Annotated in this window: 16 protein-coding genes; 1 reads left to right on the top strand and 15 read right to left on the bottom strand. The window is 42.2% G+C overall.

Annotated features, from left to right (window positions below; translation table 11 throughout):
• Positions 1 to 2 precede the first annotated feature (2 nt).
• Entirely contained in the window at positions 3 to 2,045 is a 2,043-nt protein-coding gene (pbp2b, locus tag HMPREF0850_RS06975) for a penicillin-binding protein PBP2B (RefSeq protein ID WP_001224851.1), read from the bottom strand.
• Between the two features lie 255 nt (positions 2,046 to 2,300).
• Between pbp2b and HMPREF0850_RS06970 the strand changes: the two genes are divergently transcribed.
• The gene (locus tag HMPREF0850_RS06970) at positions 2,301 to 3,152 is read left to right on the top strand and encodes a MurR/RpiR family transcriptional regulator (RefSeq protein ID WP_001039482.1); all 852 of its coding nucleotides are present in this window, start codon (positions 2,301 to 2,303) and stop codon (positions 3,150 to 3,152) included.
• A gap of 233 nt (positions 3,153 to 3,385) precedes the next feature.
• On the opposite strand, the gene HMPREF0850_RS06965 is transcribed toward HMPREF0850_RS06970, so the two are convergent.
• From HMPREF0850_RS06965 to acpS, 14 genes are all read right to left on the bottom strand, one after another.
• Entirely contained in the window at positions 3,386 to 4,183 is a 798-nt protein-coding gene (locus tag HMPREF0850_RS06965; protein WP_000668456.1) for an alpha/beta fold hydrolase, read from the bottom strand.
• Positions 4,184 to 4,545: 362 nt separating this feature from the next.
• Positions 4,546 to 5,430, bottom strand: coding sequence for an ROK family protein (locus HMPREF0850_RS06960; protein ID WP_000150267.1), 885 nt, complete (start codon positions 5,428 to 5,430; stop codon positions 4,546 to 4,548).
• 17 nt (positions 5,431 to 5,447) lie between these two features.
• A complete protein-coding gene (locus tag HMPREF0850_RS06955; RefSeq protein ID WP_001281470.1) occupies positions 5,448 to 6,365 on the bottom strand; it encodes a dihydrodipicolinate synthase family protein in 918 nt (305 codons plus the stop codon).
• A 171-nt stretch (positions 6,366 to 6,536) separates the two neighbouring features.
• Positions 6,537 to 7,181: a YesL family protein gene (locus HMPREF0850_RS06950; RefSeq protein ID WP_000057504.1), complete on the bottom strand. Its 645-nt coding sequence runs from the start codon at positions 7,179 to 7,181 to the stop codon at positions 6,537 to 6,539.
• A gap of 20 nt (positions 7,182 to 7,201) precedes the next feature.
• Positions 7,202 to 7,654 (bottom strand): YhcH/YjgK/YiaL family protein, encoded by a 453-nt coding sequence (locus HMPREF0850_RS06945; RefSeq protein ID WP_000575429.1) that lies wholly within the window; start codon positions 7,652 to 7,654, stop codon positions 7,202 to 7,204.
• A gap of 273 nt (positions 7,655 to 7,927) precedes the next feature.
• Positions 7,928 to 8,767 (bottom strand): carbohydrate ABC transporter permease, encoded by an 840-nt coding sequence (locus HMPREF0850_RS06940; protein ID WP_001183243.1) that lies wholly within the window; start codon positions 8,765 to 8,767, stop codon positions 7,928 to 7,930.
• 15 nt (positions 8,768 to 8,782) lie between these two features.
• The gene (locus HMPREF0850_RS06935) at positions 8,783 to 9,649 is read right to left on the bottom strand and encodes a carbohydrate ABC transporter permease (RefSeq protein WP_001209417.1); all 867 of its coding nucleotides are present in this window, start codon (positions 9,647 to 9,649) and stop codon (positions 8,783 to 8,785) included.
• Positions 9,650 to 9,868: 219 nt separating this feature from the next.
• The gene (locus HMPREF0850_RS06930) at positions 9,869 to 11,197 is read right to left on the bottom strand and encodes an ABC transporter substrate-binding protein (protein ID WP_000672132.1); all 1,329 of its coding nucleotides are present in this window, start codon (positions 11,195 to 11,197) and stop codon (positions 9,869 to 9,871) included.
• Positions 11,198 to 11,311: 114 nt separating this feature from the next.
• Positions 11,312 to 12,010 (bottom strand): N-acetylmannosamine-6-phosphate 2-epimerase, encoded by a 699-nt coding sequence (locus HMPREF0850_RS06925; RefSeq protein WP_001135644.1) that lies wholly within the window; start codon positions 12,008 to 12,010, stop codon positions 11,312 to 11,314.
• 245 nt (positions 12,011 to 12,255) lie between these two features.
• Entirely contained in the window at positions 12,256 to 15,753 is a 3,498-nt protein-coding gene (locus HMPREF0850_RS06920; RefSeq protein ID WP_000877277.1) for an SIALI-17 repeat-containing surface protein, read from the bottom strand.
• A gap of 328 nt (positions 15,754 to 16,081) precedes the next feature.
• Entirely contained in the window at positions 16,082 to 17,065 is a 984-nt protein-coding gene (locus HMPREF0850_RS06915) for an acetylxylan esterase (protein WP_000795094.1), read from the bottom strand.
• A 318-nt stretch (positions 17,066 to 17,383) separates the two neighbouring features.
• A complete protein-coding gene (gene recG, locus HMPREF0850_RS06910) occupies positions 17,384 to 19,429 on the bottom strand; it encodes an ATP-dependent DNA helicase RecG (RefSeq protein WP_260468682.1) in 2,046 nt (681 codons plus the stop codon).
• The gene (gene alr / locus HMPREF0850_RS06905) at positions 19,420 to 20,523 is read right to left on the bottom strand and encodes an alanine racemase (protein ID WP_000648102.1); all 1,104 of its coding nucleotides are present in this window, start codon (positions 20,521 to 20,523) and stop codon (positions 19,420 to 19,422) included. Before alr ends, recG begins: the two co-directional genes overlap by 10 nt.
• Positions 20,513 to 20,875: a holo-ACP synthase gene (gene acpS, locus HMPREF0850_RS06900; protein WP_025168385.1), complete on the bottom strand. Its 363-nt coding sequence runs from the start codon at positions 20,873 to 20,875 to the stop codon at positions 20,513 to 20,515. Before acpS ends, alr begins: the two co-directional genes overlap by 11 nt.
• Between the last annotated feature and the right edge of the window lie 31 nt (positions 20,876 to 20,906).

The following is a 20,906-nucleotide window of genomic DNA, read 5'->3' as shown; positions in this document are numbered from 1 at the left end:
TTCTAATTCATTGGATGGTGTTTGTTGTAAAGATTGATAATATCGCGTGCAATTGAAGGTCCGACACCGTTTGTAAGGTTGGTGTTATGAGGAAAGACGACTGCGACTGCGATTTGAGGATTTTCGGTTGGTGCATAGGCGACTGCGTTGGTATTATTGGCTTTTTGACCGCCATTAACGTAACTTTCGGCAGTACCCGTTTTCCCGCTGATGGAAACGGCTGCGCCATTTGAAAAGGCACGACCAGTTGTCAGAGCGCTCGTTCCATGAGAAACTTGATAGAAACCTTGTTGCAAGATAGCCATATCTGCTTCTGAGATATTAACTTTGTTCATTTCCTTGGTAGCTGTTTCTTGAACTAGACTACCTAAGCCACCTTGGTCATTGTTTCCATAAACCCCTTCAACGATGTGAGGAGCCAAACGTACGCCATTGTTTGCAATGGTTGCGACATACTGAGCTAACTGCATCGGAGTGTAGTTATCAAACTGACCAAAAGCATTATTTAGATAGTTGGCCAAATCAAACTCTTTTGGTATAAATCCTGTTGATTCATCTGGAAGATCAATTCCCGTTGAAGCCCCGAGTCCATATTCCCCAAAGGTTGACCGCAATTTGCCCATAGCTGTATCTAATCGACTCGTTGCTACCATCATATTGGGTTTATAGGTCTGTCCCATAATTCCCAGAGCTGTTTGCACCATGTAGGTATTGGAGGAATACTCCAAGGCTTCAACCGCTGTAATAGGGAAAGAACCGTATGACAAGGTATACCATGAATTGATAGGAGCTGAACCTTGGAAAACAATCGGCTGGTCTGTCAAAGTTTGATTGCCTGACAAAACTCCATTTTCCCAACCAGAGCTGATGGTCGCTGCCTTAACGACAGATCCTGGCACAAAGACATTGGTTATCGTCCCAAGCGAATCTGAACTTAATTTACCAGATTCAACATCATGCTTGACACCTGACATCGCCAGAACTGCACCAGTTTTGGGATTGAGAGCGACTGCGTAGACCCCTTCAGAATATTTGGCACCACCATTACCCAACTCGGAGTTAAAGTAGCTCTTGAGTAGGTCATCCACTCCATTTTGGAAAGCGAGGTCAATCGTTAATTTGATGTTGTTTCCTTTGCTTCCTTCCTCGACATTTTCCACACTTTCCATGTTTCCATGTTTGTCGAGATGCACTTCTTTGACAGAGCGTTTGCCTTGGAGGACATCTTCATATTGCTTTTCAAGATAAGAAGTTCCCACTCGGTCATTGAGAGAGTAGCCTTTCTTGAGATAAGCGTCAACTTCCTCAGCTGGAAGACCTGACTTTTCACTTGAAACGCTACCGACGATAGACGATAGAGAAGTGTCCAGTACTTTTCGGTCCCATGAGGTTGAAATGCTGATACCTGGTAATTCCTTGGATGCAGAAGCCACAAGAGCAACCTGAGTATCATCTAAAGCATCTGTTGAAATGGTGCCCGTTGCAAAATTTTCAACAGCATTGAGTTGACTAAAGAGATAGATTTCTTTTTTCTGGTCATCTGTATAATTGAGTTGACTCACGTCAATGCTTTCGACCGCATTATTGTAGAGAGTCGCTTCCGATAAACGGTTCCCATCTGAATCCAGACGTTCATCGCTTGGCAAGGATTCGACTGTTTTTTTGTAAATATCCTGGTCCGCCAGGTAATAGTCTGCAATCTGACGGTCTGTGAGTTCAGGAGAAGTGACATTCACATAAGTCAGCAGTTTTCTAGCCGTCTCCTTTAACTCTGCCGCCGTCATCTTATTGTTTCGTGTGAAAGAAACAACTTGCTTGAGTGTATTTTCTACCAAGGGTTTCCCTGTTGCATCGTAGATTTGGCCACGAGCTGAGCTGGTTGTCACCCTAGTCTGGCTGGCTGATGCCAACTTTGCTTCATAGAAATCTTTATTCAGCACCTGCATGTATAACAATCGACCGATAATGGTCATAAACAGTAGGATAACAATGGCAAACAGTAAATTAAGCCGAATCGGAATCGAATGGCTATTGAATTTTCTCATACAACTAAGACTCTTTTCTAGAAAAATTTTCGATTTTCACCTTTATTTTCCCTAAAATAATAGAGCAAACAGGTGAAGCTCGGTACTTTTCATTGTACCATATTTTAAGGAGAAACTCTTGGAAAAGTCGAAGCATTTTTTGACTTTTATCTGAAAATGCCTTTTTATTTGGTTATCCTATCTTCTATGATATAATGATAGTAATAGTTAAGAAAGCGTTAACCTTTAAGACTTTGACTCATAAAAAGGAGCCTCATGAACAAGCCAGACATCGCAACCATAATCGACCTCCATTTTGAAGAATTAACCGAGCTTGAGCAAGAAATCGCTCGCTATTTTTTACAACCTGAAACGATCCAAGATGATCTTTCTTCTCAGCAAGTTACCCAGAAATTACATATCTCCCAAGCAGCGCTGACCCGCTTTGCTAAAAAGTGTGGTTTTACAGGTTACCGAGAATTCATCTTTCAATACCAGCATCAGGCTAGTAAACAGGACACTCATTCGCACAAACACAGCCCTTTGACCAAACGTGTTTTGCGAAGCTACAGTATCATGCGAGAACAAACACAGGATTTGATCGACGAAGAACAACTGGAACGAGTCGCCCAGTTAATCGAAGATGCTGAGCGTGTCTACTTCTTTGGAACAGGCAGTTCCGGTCTTGTCGCTCGTGAGATGAAACTGCGCTTTATGAGACTAGGTGTTGTCTGTGAAGCCTTAACCGATCAGGATGGCTTTGCATGGACGACCAGCATCATGGATGAAAATTGTCTCGTACTCGGTTTCTCACTTTCTGGTACAACTCCTTCTATTTTAGACAGTCTTTTAGATGCAAAAGAGATGGGGGCAAAGACTGTACTCTTTACAAGTGTTCCCAATAAAGATAGTCAAGCCTATACAGAGACCGTTCTTGTTGCCAGCCACAGCCAGCCTTCCTACATTCAACGGATATCCGCTCAACTCCCCATGCTCTTCCTTATAGATTTGATTTATGCCTACTTTTTGGAAATCAATCGTGAGAGCAAGGAAAAAATTTTTAACAGCTATTGGGAAAATAAAAAACTCAACGGCTATCGTAGACAAAAACGCGTTAGAAAATCCTAGTTTGGTTGGACCAAACTAGGATTGTTTTGTTTTGAAATGATAATAGGCTCATAGGTGGTCTTTCCAATCTTTCTCCTTGTGCTAATGCCTTCTTTATCTGTGTTTTCAGTTCTTCCATAAATTCCCCTTTCCGTTTTTGAATTTTTGACAACAAAAAGGAAGTATCGGCTATCTGCTTTTACTTCCTCTCTATAATTTTATTTAATTGTTTTATTTTGACAAACTGGCATTTTTTAAATATCTTTACCTGATTTCAGTTCACCATTTTTCAAAAATGGACTAATCAGTTCCATCCACTCTAAAAGTAAATAAGTTGATAAATATCCATGATTGTAACCTTTAGATTCATAAAGAGTACAATCTGGATGCATTTTTTGAAACAATTTTGCTGATTGCTTGACACAGTCCATTTCTTTTTCACCGTAAATATATAAAACCTGTGCTTTACTCTTTGCAATAGAATCTTTCAATCTATATTTCGCCATATATGTTCTATACATTGTCACTAGTGTCTTCATTGGAAGTCTTGGCATATCTTCCATATAATAGTTTTCTATTTCTTTTGGATATGCCATTTTAGGGTATATTTTTTTCATTAGATTAAGTTGCATTTTACTTACCGATTTGCTAAACATAAGTTTTCCAAAGAGTTTTACAATTATTATGCAAATTTTTGCCAATCTAGGCTGAGGTATACAAATACTGCCATCTATCATTGCTTTCTGAGCTATATTATCATCTAATGATAATAACTCCATCGCAATTTGTCCTCCTAGAGAAACACCACCTAATGCAAACAACTTCCCACCACAATTATCTTTTATATAATCCATTATTATCTGTGCTGAATATTCAGTTGAGATATAATCTCTTTGGTATTCTTCTCCATGTCCATCAAGAGTTGGTAAAATCACATGGTACTCGTCTGATAGCATACGAGCTTGCCTAAGATAATTCCACCAAGAATTACCCCCTCCATGTATCAATAATATATGCAGAAAATTTTTATCTCCAAACTCATGAAATTTCATAACTCATACCCCGATAAATTCTAATTTATCAATTTCTCGTCCATCTCATTATATCACTTTTTCTTCTTGGCTTAGGTTTAGTATTTGGAAACAAAGTATAGAGCTTGCACCATCTTCGCTATCTTAAAAGGAATCTCCTCTCATATATTTTTCGATGGTAGGAATTCTGCTCTTATCGTTCTTTTTTGTAATTCTTCTTTGTCCTTCTCATACCAATGAAGCAAGGTCGCCTAATGGTCTTGATAGACCTTTTCGCTACTTTTCATATACTGGACAGTTTTTCTATCATCAAAAAAAGAATTAAGCCGAACATTTTCACTCAAGTAGTGGTTAAGTGTTCTTCTTAATTCTATAACTCCAAACTAGGATTGTTTTGTTTTGAAATGATAATAAGCTCCCAACATACCAGCTGTATTTTGGTGATGGGCAAATTCTAATCGTGTTTTTTCAGCTAGACTTGGTACTAAGGCTGCCTTCAAGGCTGTGCGGATCTTCGGTTTGAGGATCGCCTCTTGCCCCATAATACCGCCACCGAGAATGACCACTTCTGGATTGGCAACGTAGCAAATATTTGCCAGACCTTTCCCAAGGTAATCTACCATGCGATCAATGCCAGCCATACAGATCTTGTTTCCTTCAGTAGCTTCCTTGAAAATGCGTCGGCCATTCCACTGATCAACTGAGTCACCATGAGCTTCTGCTACATACTCTACCAAGGCTGTCGTAGAAGCCAAGTCTTGGAAAGCTCCATCCTGCATATGCATATAACCGACTTCGCAAGCTGAGTTGCTAAATCCATGGAAGACTTTCCCATCCATAATCAAGCAACCACCGATACCTGTTCCAATGGTCAAGCAAAGTGTCACACTCGCTCCCTTGCCTGAACCAGATACTGCCTCAGCAAGACCTGCGCAGTTGACATCATTTTCAATTTCACAAGGAATATTAAAGCTAGTCTCGATTTCCTTTTTGAACTGAGTTCCTGCGTAGTTAGGAATTTGAGGACCAGCATAGAAGATTTCACCCTTGTCAGGATCCACCATTCCCGCTGAAGAAATGGCAACACCTGCTACTGGGCCTTTTTCTAAATAGCTGGAAACGATATCTTTTGTTTTTTGTAAGATATGGGGTCCACCCTTTTGCGCCTCAGTTGGCATTTCATGCGATTCAACAAGTTGGCCTTCTTGGTCAATCAAACCATATTTGATGTTGGTTCCGCCAATATCAATTGCAACGTAGTGTGTCATAAATACCTCCTTATGGATTAGAGGAAGCGCTCCTTGGTTTCACGAATCAATTGTGCTGCTGCTTCTACAACTGGGCGATCTTCTTCAGTTACTGGTGTCAATGGCGAACGAACTGAACCAATGTTCAAGCCTTCATTGATCTTCAAGACTTCTTTGATTACACCGTACATATTTCCATGAGCAGCAGTCAATTTACCGATGATTGCATTGATAGCGTATTGCAATTCACGAGCTGTTTCCAAGTCTTTTTCAGCAATCAACTCATTGAGTTTCAAGAAGAGTTCTGGCATAGCACCATAAGTACCACCAATACCAGCTTTTGCCCCCATGAGGCGTCCACCTAGGAACTGTTCATCTGGACCATTAAAGACGATATGGTCTTCTCCACCAAGGCTGACAAAGGTTTGGATATCTTGAACTGGCATTGAAGAGTTCTTCACACCGATAACGCGAGGATTTTTCAACATTTCAGTGTAAAGACTTGGAGTCAAAGCAACACCTGCTAATTGAGGAATGTTGTAGATCACATAGTCTGTATTTGGTGCTGCAGCACTAATGTCATTCCAGTACTTAGCAACTGAGTACTCAGGCAAGCGGAAGTAAATAGGTGGAATCGTTGCGATAGCATCCACTCCCAAACTTTCCGCATGGCGAGCAAGTTCCATACTGTCTTTCGTATTGTTGCATGCTACGTGAGCGATAATGGTCAATTTCCCTTTGGCAACTGCCATAACTTCTTCCAAGATCAACTTGCGGTCTGCCACACTTTGGTAGATACATTCACCAGAAGAACCATTGACATAGAGACCTTGAACACCCTTATCAATGAAGTATTGAACCAAGGCACGCGTACGCTCTGGACTTACTTCTCCTTGATCATCATAACATGCGTAGAAGGCTGGAATGACACCTTCATATTTTTTCAAATCTGACATAGATTTTCTCCTAAGATTTCTTTTTTTCTGCTGAGAGCAGTTCTATTTTTTACAAGTTTAGTATACACCTTGTGAAAATCGCTTTCAATATCTTGTATACACTTAGATTTTAGTTTCTACTTGTATTTTAGAAACTGTATCGATTGAAAGTAGTTTCAGAAACAAGCCATTCTACTGGTATTTGGCGAAAATTTTCTCCATCAATCCTGCTTGGAGAAAGACTAGCAAACCAAAACCAAAGAGGATAAAGGCTGACCCACCCAAAAGGAGAGTGAAGGCGGATAGATAAAGAACCATCACAATAAGAAAGAGAATGGCTAACATGAGGAAGAACCATGGAAAGTTAAAACTTGCCAAGATAAGCCCTTTTTGCAGCACTTCTTTCCAAGACAAATCATAGCGAGCAGCGATGGGATAACTAGCCAGCATCACCAGAGTAAGGAAGATGAGAATCCCCAAACAAATAACTTTCACAAGCTGGAAGGGTAAAGCTGTCTGTCCCCAGAAGAGATAGAGATCTAGAAGGCTTAATGACACAATGCCCAACTCCAGCAAACCTAACTGGAAACCCAGTTTCAGATTTTGCTTGAAAGCTCTTAGATAAGTTCGAAAGACTGGTACCCGTCTGCTTCTCTTAATCTCAAACATGGTCTCGTAAAGGCTGATTTTCGCCACTCCAATCGTCACGATGGGCAAACAAGAGACGACAAAAAGAAGATTGACTGTCACGATATCCAAGACCTTCTCACTGAAACGCATGAGAAAATTATCTGTATCAAATGCTGCCTTGATAAGGCTTACTCCTTTTTGTGCCATGTTTGCTCCTCCTGATTCTTTTAATCAATCAAAATTTTAAAGAGATACTTGCGAACCTTTTCTTCCATCCCTGCGTAGCCATTTGGCTGGTGAGGTTCTCCTGGGAAGAAAATCGCAAAATTGTGATAGCCCAACAAGAGTGGGTATTTTTCATGACAATGGACAAAGCCAATGTCGCTCGCTTCGTCGAATGCTACCGCTTCGTCTTTGATACGTGAACCGTAGCTCGAATATTCATGACCTTCTACCAGCAAATGCAAGTCTGCATAGTTCTTATGATGCTCAAATTGATCATTTTCAGCTTGATTGAGGACATTTTCCTGAACAACTAGAAAGACCTTGTCTCCGTCAATCTCATACTTACCTAATTCAAATGAATCCTTACGGTGTTGGTAGAGATAGTCGATAGCCTTGTCTAGATTGGGATGGATTCCCTTGTAAAAGGCGATGTTTTTCAAATCGTCAAAAATCATACTGTTTCCTTCGTTTCTGATAGTTAACTAAAATCATAAATTAAGTTTATAAGTGTCTGACAAAACTTCACGAAGTAACTGCATACTCTCCATTTTGTAGACACTTATGAAACTATATTTCTCTTAGTCTATAACATATTCTTCTGAATTTTGATAGACAGTTTTTCCTATACTCAATGAAAATCGAAGAACAAACTAGGAAGCTAACCGCAGGCAATACTTAAGTATGGCAAGGTGATGCTGACGTAGTTTGAATTCGATTTTCGCAGAGTATTATCCTTTAACAGCTCCCATAGTAATACCCTGAGTGAAGGATTTTTGGAAGACAAGGAAGACGGTTACGATTGGCACGGCTGCTAGAGCTGCACCTGCCATGATCAAACCATAGTTGGTTGCCATTTCAGCCTGCATGGTCGCAACCCCGAGTGAGATAGTCAAGTTCTGACGTGAAGTCAACATTACCAACTGCATGAAGTAGTCATTCCAAGTATTGATGAAGGTAAAGATTGCAAGGGCCGCAAATCCTGGCTTCACAATAGGGAAGGCTACGCTCCAGAAAGTACGAATCTCACCACAACCGTCGATTTTAGCTGATTCAAGCAATTCTGTTGGGATGTTTTCGCTGAATTGTTTCATGAGGAAGACCCCAAACGGCCATCCAATCAAAGGCAAGATAACTGCCCAAAGAGTATCGTGAATTCCCATGAAGTTGACGATACGTACGAGTGGTACAAGGACAACTTGTTTTGGAAGTGCCATGGCAGCGATAAAGACTGCAAAGAGGATGCGTTGACCATAGAAACGTTTTTTAGCCAAGACATAACCTGCTAGAGAAGAGGTAGCACACACTAGGAACATGGTTACCAGTGAGATAAATACAGAGTTCCACATCCACTGCATAGCAGGGTTTTGCACCATGAGTTGTTGGAAGTTCTCCATGGTTGGCATTTTAGGGAACCACTGTGGTGGAATCATAATGGTATCTGGTTGTGATTTGAAGGCCCCTGTCAAAATCCAGTAGAATGGAAAGATGAACAGCACGGTCAACAAGAGCAAGATAATCGTTGAAATAACAGTGAAAGCTGTTAAAGGTTTCTTTTGTGTAGGTTGCATAACTGTCTCCTTTCTTTAGTATTCTACATCGTTTCCGAGGATCTTGAATTGAGCAAAGCTGACAATGGCAATCATCACTGCCAAGAAGACACCGATAGTATTGGCATAGCCGTATTCTGTCAATTGGAAGGCTTTTTCGTAAAGGTAGTACATCAAGGTACTTGTTGAGTAGTTTGGACCACCAGAAGTCAACAACTGAATCAAGGCGAAACATTGGAAAGAGTTGATAGTCGTAATGATCGCGATGTAAAGAGTTGTTGGAAGAAGGCTAGGCCATTTGATCTTCCAGAAAACTTGGAACTCAGTCGCACCATCAACACGCGCTGCTTCAACAAGTGAGTTGTCAATATTCCCCATAGCAGCGATATAAAGGATAATCGGTTGACCAACAGATGTTGTCAAAAGGATAATCATAATCGCTAGCAAAGCCCAGTTTTTGTCACCCAGCCAAGAAATGTTTTGGCTGATGATGTGGCTTGACTTAAGGACAAAGTTTAGAATCCCTGATAGGGGGTCATAGATCCATTTCCATACAACCGTTACGGCAACACTACCTGTAACTACAGGAAGGAAGAATACGAAACGATAGAAAGATCGAGCAATCGCATTTTGATGATAGGTTTGAGATGCTACAAAGAGCGAGAAGAGAACCACAATCGGAACAGACCCAATAACCAGAATAACGGTATTGATCAAAGACTTAGTAAAGACAGGGTCTTTAAACATGCGAATGTAGTTGTCCAAGCCCACAAACTCAAAACTGGTCATGGAGTAGTTAAAGAAACTTGTGATGAATCCCATAATCATAGGAGCCAAGACAAAGATCACAAAGAAGAATAATACTGGTGCTAGGAAAGCATAGGAAATCACTGTTTCCCGCATGCGAATTTTATTGACTTTCACAGTCGGCACCTCTCTTTCAAATAGAATAGTTTTTGATTTTCTTGAACTGTTTTAAAATCAAAATGAAATTTTTTAAGATTCGCTTATGTAAGAACTTCATTTTAATTTCGTGACAGTTCCTACCATTTCAAACAAAAGTCCCCCTTTTCTTACACCGTAGTGCTCAGGGAAAAGGGGGGAATCAATCTGACTTAGTGCTTATTGTTTTGTAGCTTTTTTGATGGTTTCGTTAGCTTTTTCAGTGAAGGCTTTCAAAGCATCTGCTGGTTTTTCGTCACCATTTGATACAGATTGCAACATTGGGAACCAAAGTGTTCTCATTTCAGCAAATCCATTGATTGTGTTATAGTATGGTGAGTAGTATTTAGTCCAGCTGCTGATTGTTTCCATACGTTTGTCATCATAAAGTTTGCCAAATGATGTACGAACTGGGAAGGCACCTGTACGAACAACGTCTTTAGGACCCCATTCTTTGTCATCTGCGATGAATTGAACGAATTTCTTAGCAGCAGCGACTTTCTTATCGTCTTTGTTGTTAAATACTGCAAATCCATTTACAAGGTATTCAAGAGCTGGTTTACCAGAGTCTGATGGGAATGGTACTTCTACCACGTCTACCTTACTTGCTTCCAAGAGTTTCGCTTGGATACCGTTTTGAGCTGGAGCCCAAAGGATTGTGTATGAAGTTTGACCGTTCGCAAAGTTTTGGATGTCTGCTCCACCGTCAAATTGTGAACCATTGTTCAACAAACCGTCTTTGATCCAGCTAGCAGCTTTTTCAAGACCTTTGACGAATTTAGGATCGTCTGTTGTGTATTTGGTTACGTCTTTATCTGTTACAGAACCGCCATAAAGGTTTGCAATGAAGGCACGTGTTCCTTGGTCTCCCCCTTGACCAGAACTGAACAATGAACCTGGTGTATACCCTTTATCTTTAAGCGCTTTCAAAACTTTTTCAAAGTCATCAGTTGTCCAACCTTCTTTTACAAGGTTTGCAACTCCAGCATCTTCCAACATTTTCTTGTTCATTGCCATGTAGAATGGAGCTGAACTGATTGGATACATGTAAGCTTTGTCTCCAGCCTTACTTGCTTGTACGATGTTTTCGTTGTTCACATCTTTGACAAATTCGTCTGTGAAGAGGTCGTTCAACTCAGCCAATTTACCGTTTTTACCGTATTGGATGATCCGTCCTGGTGCGTCAAAGAGTACGTCTGGCGCTGTTCCTGCTTCGATGGCTGTTGTGATCTTTTCAGGACCTGACTTGAAGTCGATGGTTTCCAATTTCACTTTTACATCTGGATTTGCTTTTTCAAAAGCTTCGATGATTGATTTTTCATAAGTTCCAACACCGTCACCAGTTTTTTCTTGTGTGAAGACTGGGAATGCCCACCAAGTGATTTCTGTTTTTCCGCTATCGCTTCCTGATTTTCCAGCATCTTTACTTCCACCAGAGTTACCACAAGCAGCAAGGCCAAGAATCGCAGCACTCGCAAGTACTGTACAAGCTAGTTTTCTAAATTTCATTTGTATTCTCCTAATTGATAAGCGTGTCCATATTGGATAGTGAGTAAGCTTCTGTTTGTATACGTTTTCATTTCATCCGACGCATCGACCACTCTCCTCTGTTTTGAGATTGTATTATTTAAGACCGGCAACAAAGCGTTCCGTAATCTCTTTTGGTCTAGTAATAGCTCCACCAACAACGATACCTCGCACCCCATACTCAAGGATTTGCTTAGCTTGTTCTGGTGTATGAATTTTTCCTTCAGCGATGACATCCACACCGGCATCGCAGAGTTTTTTGATCAGTTCAAAGTCTGGACCATCTACCTTAGGACTATAAGAGGTATAACCTGATAGGGTTGTTCCAACAAAATCAATCCCTGCTTCAACTGCTGCAATTCCTTCTTCAAAAGTACTGGTATCAGCCATCAAGAGTTGATGCGGATATTTTTCTTTGACTTGTCGGATAAAGTCCTGAATTTCTAAACCGTCGTAACGTTCACGTTTGGTACAATCCAGAGCAATGACCTCAATGTCTAGTTCAGCCAGCTCATCAACTTCTTTCATAGTAGCTGTAATGAATGGCTCCTGCGGCGGATAGTCACGTTTGATAATCCCGATAATCGGGAGTTTCGTAACCTCCTTAATCTCCTTGATATCGCGAACACTGTTTGCTCGGATACCGACTGCTCCACCTTGCTCAGCCGCTTTGACTAGCAAGGGAATGACTCCTCCCGCTTCTGTATAAAGCGGTTCGTGAGGAAGTGCCTGGCAAGAGACAATGATTCCATCTTTGATTTGTTCAATCAAGGCTTCTTTGCTAATCTGTGGCATCCTCTTTCCTCCCTTTCTTGTTCTTATGGGCTTATTATATATCATTTGTTAAGCGCTTTCAATAGTTTGTAGTGGAATAGATTTCAGTTTCAAAACTATTTTATAGAACAGACTATCCTGAAAGTAGTTTCAGACATCTTAGAATTTCTTATTAGCACACCTTGAGCCGAAAGAAAAAGATAACAGACTGAAAAACCTGCTATCTCCTTCTATTTTTACAAAGTCAAATGATTAGAATTATTCTCTTACTTTTCTCTCTTTTTCCCCATTGCAAACAAGCCAAGGAAGAAAGCTGTTAATCCTAGTGAGGCAAGGAGGCTACTCTCCTTGTTACCTGTATCAGGAAGTGTCTGCTGAGCAAGAGGAGCTTTGTAAGTATAATCTTCTGCAGCAAGAGTTACAAGCGAATCAGCTCCCTTATATTCTGCAATTTCATGTACAGCTGCATCGGCTGCATTCACGCCACCTGTGTACTCAGGGAGTTCATGTACTGCAGCCTCAACAGCATTAACCCCGCCTGTAAATTCTGGCTTATCTACTTTTGGTGCTGCTTCTTCGCCTACTGTTGCCAAAGGACCTGTGTACTCTGGGACTTCATGAACTGCGGCCTCAACAGCATTAACTCCGCCTGTGTATTCTGGCTTCTCGACTGTTGGGGCTGGCTCTTTGCCGGATGTCCCTAGTGGGCCTGTGTACTCTGGTACTTCATGGGCTGCGGCTTCAACAGCATTAACCCCGCCTGTAAATTCTGGCTTTTCAACTGTTGGTGCTGGTTCTTCGCCGGATGTCCCTAGTGGGCCTGTGTACTCTGGTACTTCATGAACTGCGGCCTCTTCACCATTCACACCGCCTGTAAATTCTGGTTTTTCAACTGTTGGTGCTGGTTCCTCACCCGCTGTCCCTAGTGGGCCTGTATATTCTGGCTTCTCGACTGTCGGAGCTGCCTCTTCACCCGCTGTCCCTAGTGGGTCTGTATATTCTGGCACTTCATGAACAGCAGCTTCACTTCCGTTCATTCCATTCGAAAGCTTAGTGCCCGCTACAGAGACTGGTAAATTATGCATACTCTCAATAGCACCTTCTGCCAGACCTGTAACTTTTTGACCCATATCCTCTGAATCCACCGTAAATAGGAGGGTTTTTGTGTCATACTGGGTCATAAAGCGTGCTGTTTTACCGTTTGCCAATTGAAGGGTTGGTGCCTTGTTGACCAATACTTCCGAATCAAACTCCATAGCAAGGATGCCTGGCCATTTTTCAATCGCATATTTCACTTTTGCTTCCTTAGGAGAAATCCAATCCTTGGTCAAGAAATCCCAGTTGAATTTCTTATAGGATAAAGTATAATCGTTTTGATTGCCATCCGCATGCTCATAAAGCAAACCATATTCGCCATTTCCGAGTTCTTGGAGTGAGTTGTAAGCAAACTTACCACTTTGTATAGGATTGTGTTTCAACCATGTCAACTCACCATTCTCCTCAACACGAGCCAGGTGAACCAAACCATTGTTGCGTCCAGGACCACCAGCATTGCTGAGTAGAATGTATTCCTTTCCTTCATGCATGGTGTGAATAGCGGACATTTGAACATAAACGTCTTTTACTTGAGGATAACGTTTGATTTCCTTATCCCACGTTGCTCCCCCATCATGACTGGTCGCAACCTGAAGATCGCCAGTCAACCCACGCATAAAGAGCTTGAGGTCCCCATTATTCAACTGAACAACAGTTGACTCCGTATTTTGGGCACCTGGATTATTCATGGTAGAAGAGTGAATGGTTTGGTTGCCTACTGGGCGGTTATCATTAACTGCTTCCCCTGCTTGCCATGTTTCTCCATGATCATCTGAGTAAATTACACGAGATGATTGAGAACCACTTAGGTAGGAAACGTTGTTTGTTGTATAAACTGGAATCACCAGTCTTCCCTTATGAGGTCCTGTACGCAAGGCAATCCCAGTACCAGGTCCAGTTCCTAGGAAGTGCATCCAATCTTTCCGAATCCCATGAGTAATATCTTTTGGTGCAGACCAAGTCTTCCCATCGTCATCACTGTAGGACATCCATAGGTAGTTGGTATTGGAAACTCTAAAAATATTCTTCTCGCTATACTCAAAATAAATATTTCCGACTAGCTCATTCCCTTTATACAAATCCCCCTTATCGCTGTAGGCTGGTTTTTTAGGGTCAACGACGACGCGATAATCTGTCTTTCTATTTTGAGGGTCGAAAACCTCTCCGTTTTCTCGAATCGTATAGCGACCTGATTCTCCTTGCTTATATAAAACTTGATAAACTTTATCACCCACTTGTTCATAAGCTTTCGGAGCTTGCCCCGGCAATGAAAATACTGCCTTACTTTCAAGGAACATGTCATAAATTGCAAAAATTCTCTTTGTTTCAGGGTCTTGCACCAAGGCCATATCAATATTAACTGGAGATGGCCAATCTGCATGTTTAGCATGCTCATTATCACGAGGATTTGAGATTACGATTCGGTCTCCCCATGTTTTTCCATTATCTGAGCTACGACGAACAACCATCCCAATATCTCCCCAGTCAGAATGGTGCAAACGTCTTTCATCCGTTCCAGCAATCAGCGTTCCTTTATCAGTCTTGAGAAGAGCTGGGATACGATAACTCTTGATACCATCTTTATTTGGTTGATTGTTCCTACCACCTTCAAAGACGTCTTCTTTCTCAGTAACTTTTGCTCCCTCAGGAAGTTTCTGTTCCAATTCACCTCTTTCAAATAATTGACTCCGTGTTTGAACTTCATCTGGGCTTAAAGCACGATCATAAACAGTTAGGTTTCGAACTTGTAGGTTTGATGCCCAAACTGTCTTATTGCCCCGTTTGGTTGCTCCAAGTTGAGCTTGATTAACATCTGGCATATCTTTGATAAAGTTACCAGATTTGAGACTTGTTCGAGATAAGACACCGTTCACATAGAGACGAACTCGACCATGAGGTAACTCCGCTGTCGGTTGTTCGACAGTAAAGGTCACGGAATTCCATTGTCCTGGGCGAACTTTCAAAGGAGCATCTGTATACTTATCATAGAACTGCTCTCCGTTAGCGCCACGCCCTTCAATAAGAGCTGTATTATCAAGGACCGACATAGTAAAGTACTCATTTTCCTTGGTGTCACTGGATACAGAGAAGAGATTGTAAAAGCGTGGAGCTGATGCATCTGGTTTAAACTCCATGTGAACTGTAGCATTTTGAAGTTTCTTTAGTTTGTCCAGTTCATTTGATAAATCAACTCTCTGACCATTTGCTGCATTGGTTTCAACATCTTCTTTTTCAAGGACAGGATTAGCATTTTTTAAATCTCTTGAGTAATAGTCACGAGGAATAGCCCCCTGATCCTCTGATTCCTCTTCCTTATTTGCTTCTTCTGCAGGGGTTTCCGTAGAGGATGGGGTTTCTGACTCTGCACTCTCATTTTTTTTCAAATGATCTTGGTCCACCTCAACGCCGTTGTCTTGAGCTGCTGCCAATTTACCAGCCAAATCCTTATCCAAATGAGCAAGTTCTCCCGAGGACACTTCTTTTGGCAATCCTGATAAACCTTGACCAGGTTCGACAGTTTCTGTATTGGCCCCTGCTGCATTGGCTTGCTCTTGAGCTAATACTGGATTTGCTCCAAATACTACTGTACCAATCACTACAGATGCCGCCCCAACTGCAAATTTTCTAATACCATATCGTCGTTTTCGATCAAAATCCCTATACTTCATTTTTTACCTTTCATATTCTTCATAAATAAAGCGCTTTCTTTTTTTCTTAAAATTTTTAGTTCCTCCAACTAAACAAGTAAAAAGAAAGTAACCGACTGAATGAGACCTCCCATTCTTCAAACGTCCACTGCTCTTACTCTCTGACCAAACAGCGGAAAGTTTCCTCCTTTCGCACAATGTCTTTCCCTTATTATACAATAAACTCTGAACTTTATAGCTAAATGATATAGAATAGATTCTACTTTTAAAACTATTTTAATATCTCAAGTTTCCTGAAAGTACTTTTCGATTTTGGAAAACAAAAAGGGAGCTCAAGGCTCTCTTAAACTTATTTTTTTACATAGGAAAAAGGAATCTCACTGCCACAGAGCCAGTTGTAGACTTGGTCATTGGCAAAGACATTCATGGCTTCGTGAGCATACTCTGGCATGATGCGATAGGTCTTATCGCAGGTCAGACGGTTGTAAATAGCAAACTGGGTAATAGGATAGCACACATCGTCATCCAAGCCCGTAATCATCTTGACCTCACCTTTAATACGATGGGCAAGATTTTTCACATCGATATAGGCAAGAGTCGCCATGATTTCCTCCTCTGTTTCATGGAAAGGATCGTGAAACTTGAAATATCGGAAGAGTTCATCATAGGCTTCACTGGTATTGCCAATCTCAAGCACTCGTCTAAAGTCTGACAAGAAGGGATAGATGGCAACTGTTTGCTGAATGCGAGGATTGAGCGCTGCTGCAACCAAAGCTAACGCCCCTCCTTGTGAAGCACCATAGCTAGAAAGTCTTTCCTCATCTACCTGAGGCAGACTGGCAACAATTTCAACCAACTGGTAAATATCCAGATAAACATCCTTATAAAAGAGATGCTCACGACCTTCCACAGCACCACGGATGATATGCCCTTTCACAGTATTTCCAAGAGGAGAACGCAAGCCGTCTTGCGAATAGCCCGACTGGCCCCGCACATCCATGGAAACAACACCGTAACCAGCCACAGTATAGGCCAGCATGTCAGCCCAATCCCAGCCACGTCCCATATAGCCATGGAAATGGAAAATTAGGGGAACTTTTCCCTCAGTCTTTGGAAGGACGACGCGTGCATAGACCTTGCCTTCATTAGTTCCCTCAAAAGTGAGCTCAAAGCACTTGACTCGGGGAATGTGGAAATCTCTTTCCTCCAACTGGTAGGCTGGAAGAGTGGAAACTTTTTTTAATTCCTCATCCCAGAAAGCATCAAAGTCTTCTGGAACCTCATCCCGTCCTTTATAAGTCTTAATTTCTTCTAACAAAGCTGGATTTTTCATAGCATGCTCCTTTAATTTTGTAATCGCTATCACAACTGTAGCATATCTAGGAAAGCAATGCAAGAAAGAATGCTAAATAGAAAGTGATTTTAGATTCTCTAACTTCAAACAGAGCACCTGAAAGTAGTTTTAAAAATAAAAAGAGCGTTTCCGCTCTTTGTGTATCAATAGGTGCTAGCTCCTTTCTCTTGTTTGACAGTTTGAAACTTCTTTTGGTAGGTTACTTTAATAGTCATAAGAAAGTCCTCGTTTCTTTTTTGTTGACACTATTATAAGAAATAATCCTAAAAGCTAGCTTAACATTTCCTTAGAGAAAGCTTAATCCAGATGTTCTCTTTTTTCTAGATGGAGAGCAATCATGCGCCATTCTGGATCCTCTTGCCAACCTTCTATAGAACTAATGTAGCTGGCAACCTTTCTGGCTTCTTCTAAAATCGGAAAATCTTCGATAATATCAGCCACTTGAAACTCTGGAAGTCCTGACTGTCTGGTTCCAAAAATCTCTCCAGAACCACGCATTTTCAAATCTTCCTCCGCAAGGACAAATCCATTGGTCGTTTCTGTCATGATACGCATGCGATCTTTCCCAGAATCCGTCTTGGGATTAGCCACGAGAACAGCATAGGACTGCTTGTCACCCCGACCCACACGACCTCTGAGCTGGTGAAGCTGACTGAGACCGAACCGGTCGGCATCCATGATAATCATGACGGTCGCATTGGGAACATTAACCCCAACCTCAATAACCGTTGTCGAAACCAGAATATCCGTTTTTCGCTCTTTGAACTCTTGCATGATCTGGTCTTTTTCGTCACTCTTCATCTTACCATGTAAAAGAGCCACTTCTGCCTTGCCAGCAAAATGAGCTGTCAACTCTTCTGATAAGGCAATGGCATTTTTCAGATCCAGAGCTTCAGATTCTTCAATCAAAGGAGAGATGACGTAGGCTTGAGAACCTTTTTGAATTTCTCCCTCTAACCAAGTCAAGACCTGAGGCAGCTGCTCATGCTTAATCCAACGAGTCACAATAGGCTTCCGTCCTGCTGGCATCTGGTCGATAATGGAAACATCCATATCGCCAAATGCTGTGATAGCCAGCGTCCGTGGAATGGGTGTCGCCGTCATCATGAGAACGTCAGGATTGTCCCCTTTTTCCCGCAGAACACGCCTTTGCCCCACACCAAAACGATGCTGCTCATCGATGATAATCAAACCAAGACGAGCATAATCCACTCCATCTTGTATCAGAGCGTGTGTTCCGATAATCAAATCGGCCTCACCCTTGGCAATGGTTTCCAAGACTTCTCTTTTTTCTGCAGCTTTTAAGGAACCTGTCAAGAGAGCGAGTTTCAAGTCTGGAAAAAGGTTCTGTAAACTCTCAAAGTGTTGCTCTGCTAGGATTTCTGTTGGCACCATAAGAGCTGCCTGATATCCAGCCGTCACCGCCGCAAACATGGCCAAGCCAGCAACCACCGTTTTTCCGCTCCCCACATCCCCTTGCAGAAGACGATTCATGTGATGGTCGGACTTCATGTCAGTCAAAATTTCCCGCAAACTCTTTTCCTGAGCTGGGGTCAGAGAAAAAGGCAGATTTTCTTTAGCAGCTGTCACCTTTTCCTTAGACCAATTCAGAACCAGACCGCTTCCCTGAACTCTATTTTCAGACTTGAGGGTCTGTAGCTGCATTTGAAAGTAGAAAAGTTCTTCAAACTTGATGCGACGAAGGGCCTGTTTGTATTCTGCCAAATCCTTAGGAAAATGCATAGCACGAACTGCCTGACAGCGGGACATGAGTTTGTATTTGTCCAGCAAAGACTGGGGAAGATTTTCCTCTATCAAGAGGTCCAACCCTTGATCAAAGGCTGTCTTGATAACATTGACCAGCCCTGCCTGACTGATTCCTTGAGCCAGACGATAGACTGGCTGGAGATCATCTTCCACCTGAGCCAGAACCTTCATCCCAGTCAGACTGGCCTTGGCACGGTCCCATTTTCCAAAAACAGCAAGAGTTGCTCCCAACTCTATCTTATCTGCTAGATAAGGCTGGTTAAAGAAATTCACCGCAAAAACGACTTCTCCCTGCTTGAGGCTAAAACGCAGGCGATTGCGCTTAAAGCCATAATACTGGACACTAGCAGGAGTCACTACCTGACCAGACAGAACAGCCTTTTCGCCATCTTCCAGATCTAGCACCTGCTTGGTCTTGAAATCTTCATAACGGAAAGGAAAGTAGAGCAAGAGGTCTTGCAAGTTTTCAATTCCTAGTTTAGCGTATTTCTCGGCTGACTTTGGTCCCACACCAGGCAAGACATGCAAGGGTTGATGTAGATTCATGCTCCACTCCTTTCTTTTCTTTAATAATATTCTCTCGGAATGCGGTCGCTGAGGAGACAAACCACCTCATAGTTAATGGTTCCACGGTAGGTCGCTACCTGAGTTGCTGTGATTTCCTTGTCCTCATTAGAGCCAATAAGGGTGACTTTGGTTCCCAACGGGTAAACCTTAGGCAGCCGAATAGTGATTTGATCCATAGATACTCGTCCGACGATTGGGCAAGCTTGTCCATCTACCAAGACAGTGAAATTTTGCATATCTCGTGTCCAACCATCCGCATAGCCGATTGGCACGGTCGCGATGACTTGCTCGCTATCCGCCTGATAGGTGGCTCCATAGCCCATGCAAGCTCCAGCTGGAACTGTCTTGACATGAACCAGAGCAGACTCCAAGGTCAAGGCTGGAGTCAAGTCATAAGGCAAGTTCAGAACCTCTCCACTTGGATTGAGACCATACATGGAATCTCCCATACGAACTGCGTTAAAAATAGTCTCTGCATGCCAGAGTGTCGTTGCTGAGTTGCTGGCATGAACCAGCTCTGGAACTTCCTTCATACTTGCCAAAATAGCTTTAAATCGTTCTAACTGGGTATTAAAATAGGCATCTGATTCTTCATCTGCAGTAGCAAAGTGGGTAAAAATCCCCTCAACGCGAGCACCGTGTTGTTGGAGCAAGGCTTGAGCCTGCTCAGCCTCACCGGCCTCTCTAAAACCAATCCTTCCCATCCCTGAGTCAATCTTGAGGTGAACCGTTAAGCCAGTTAAATCTGCTTCCTTGTCTAACAGTGCTTGAATCCACTCCACCCCAGCCACAGTCAAGGTGATGTCGTATTCTTTAGCCAGAGCAATAGCATCTATCTCAGAAACTCCTAAAATGAGGATTTTCTTGCTGAGTCCAGCCTGACGAAGTTCAATAGCTTCATCAATATTGGAAACGCAAAAGCCGTCGACATCCTCTTGGATAGCTGTGGCAACAGCTACTGCCCCATGCCCGTAGGCATTGGCCTTAACTACTGCCCACTTGAGCGTTCCTTTAGGGATATGATCTCCCATTTGCTGGATATTTTGTCGAATGGCTCCCAGATATATCAGAGCCTTGGTTGGTCTATGTGGACTAGCTTTCATGATTTTCCTCCAAAATGACACTGGCTGTCACAAACTGATCGGTATGGCTGATCGACAGCCAAATCTTTCCTGAAAATGGTGACTGACTAAAATAGGGAGCCCCTCGTTCATTGTTCAAAACTTCCAAATCCTGAAAGGTCAACTTGCCAATTCCTGTCCCCATAGCCTTGGAAAAGGCCTCCTTAGCCGACCAGCGACCAGCCAAGTATTCGATTTGTCTGCGCCCTTTGAGACTAGCAAAACGCCCCATTTCTTTAGAGGTCAGCACGCGCTTAGCAAAGTCCTCACGTCGTGTAACTGCTTTTTCTATCGAAGCCAATTCTTCGATGTCAATTCCGTGTCCAACTATCATAATCATAAAAGGAGTTGAGATTCCCCCAACT

This window comes from Streptococcus sp. M143 (genome assembly GCF_000162495.1).
GTDB classification, from domain to species: Bacteria; Bacillota; Bacilli; order Lactobacillales; family Streptococcaceae; genus Streptococcus; species Streptococcus dentisani.
Note: the sequence above shows the minus strand (reverse complement) of the source record. Positions and strands in the feature narration are given on the sequence as shown.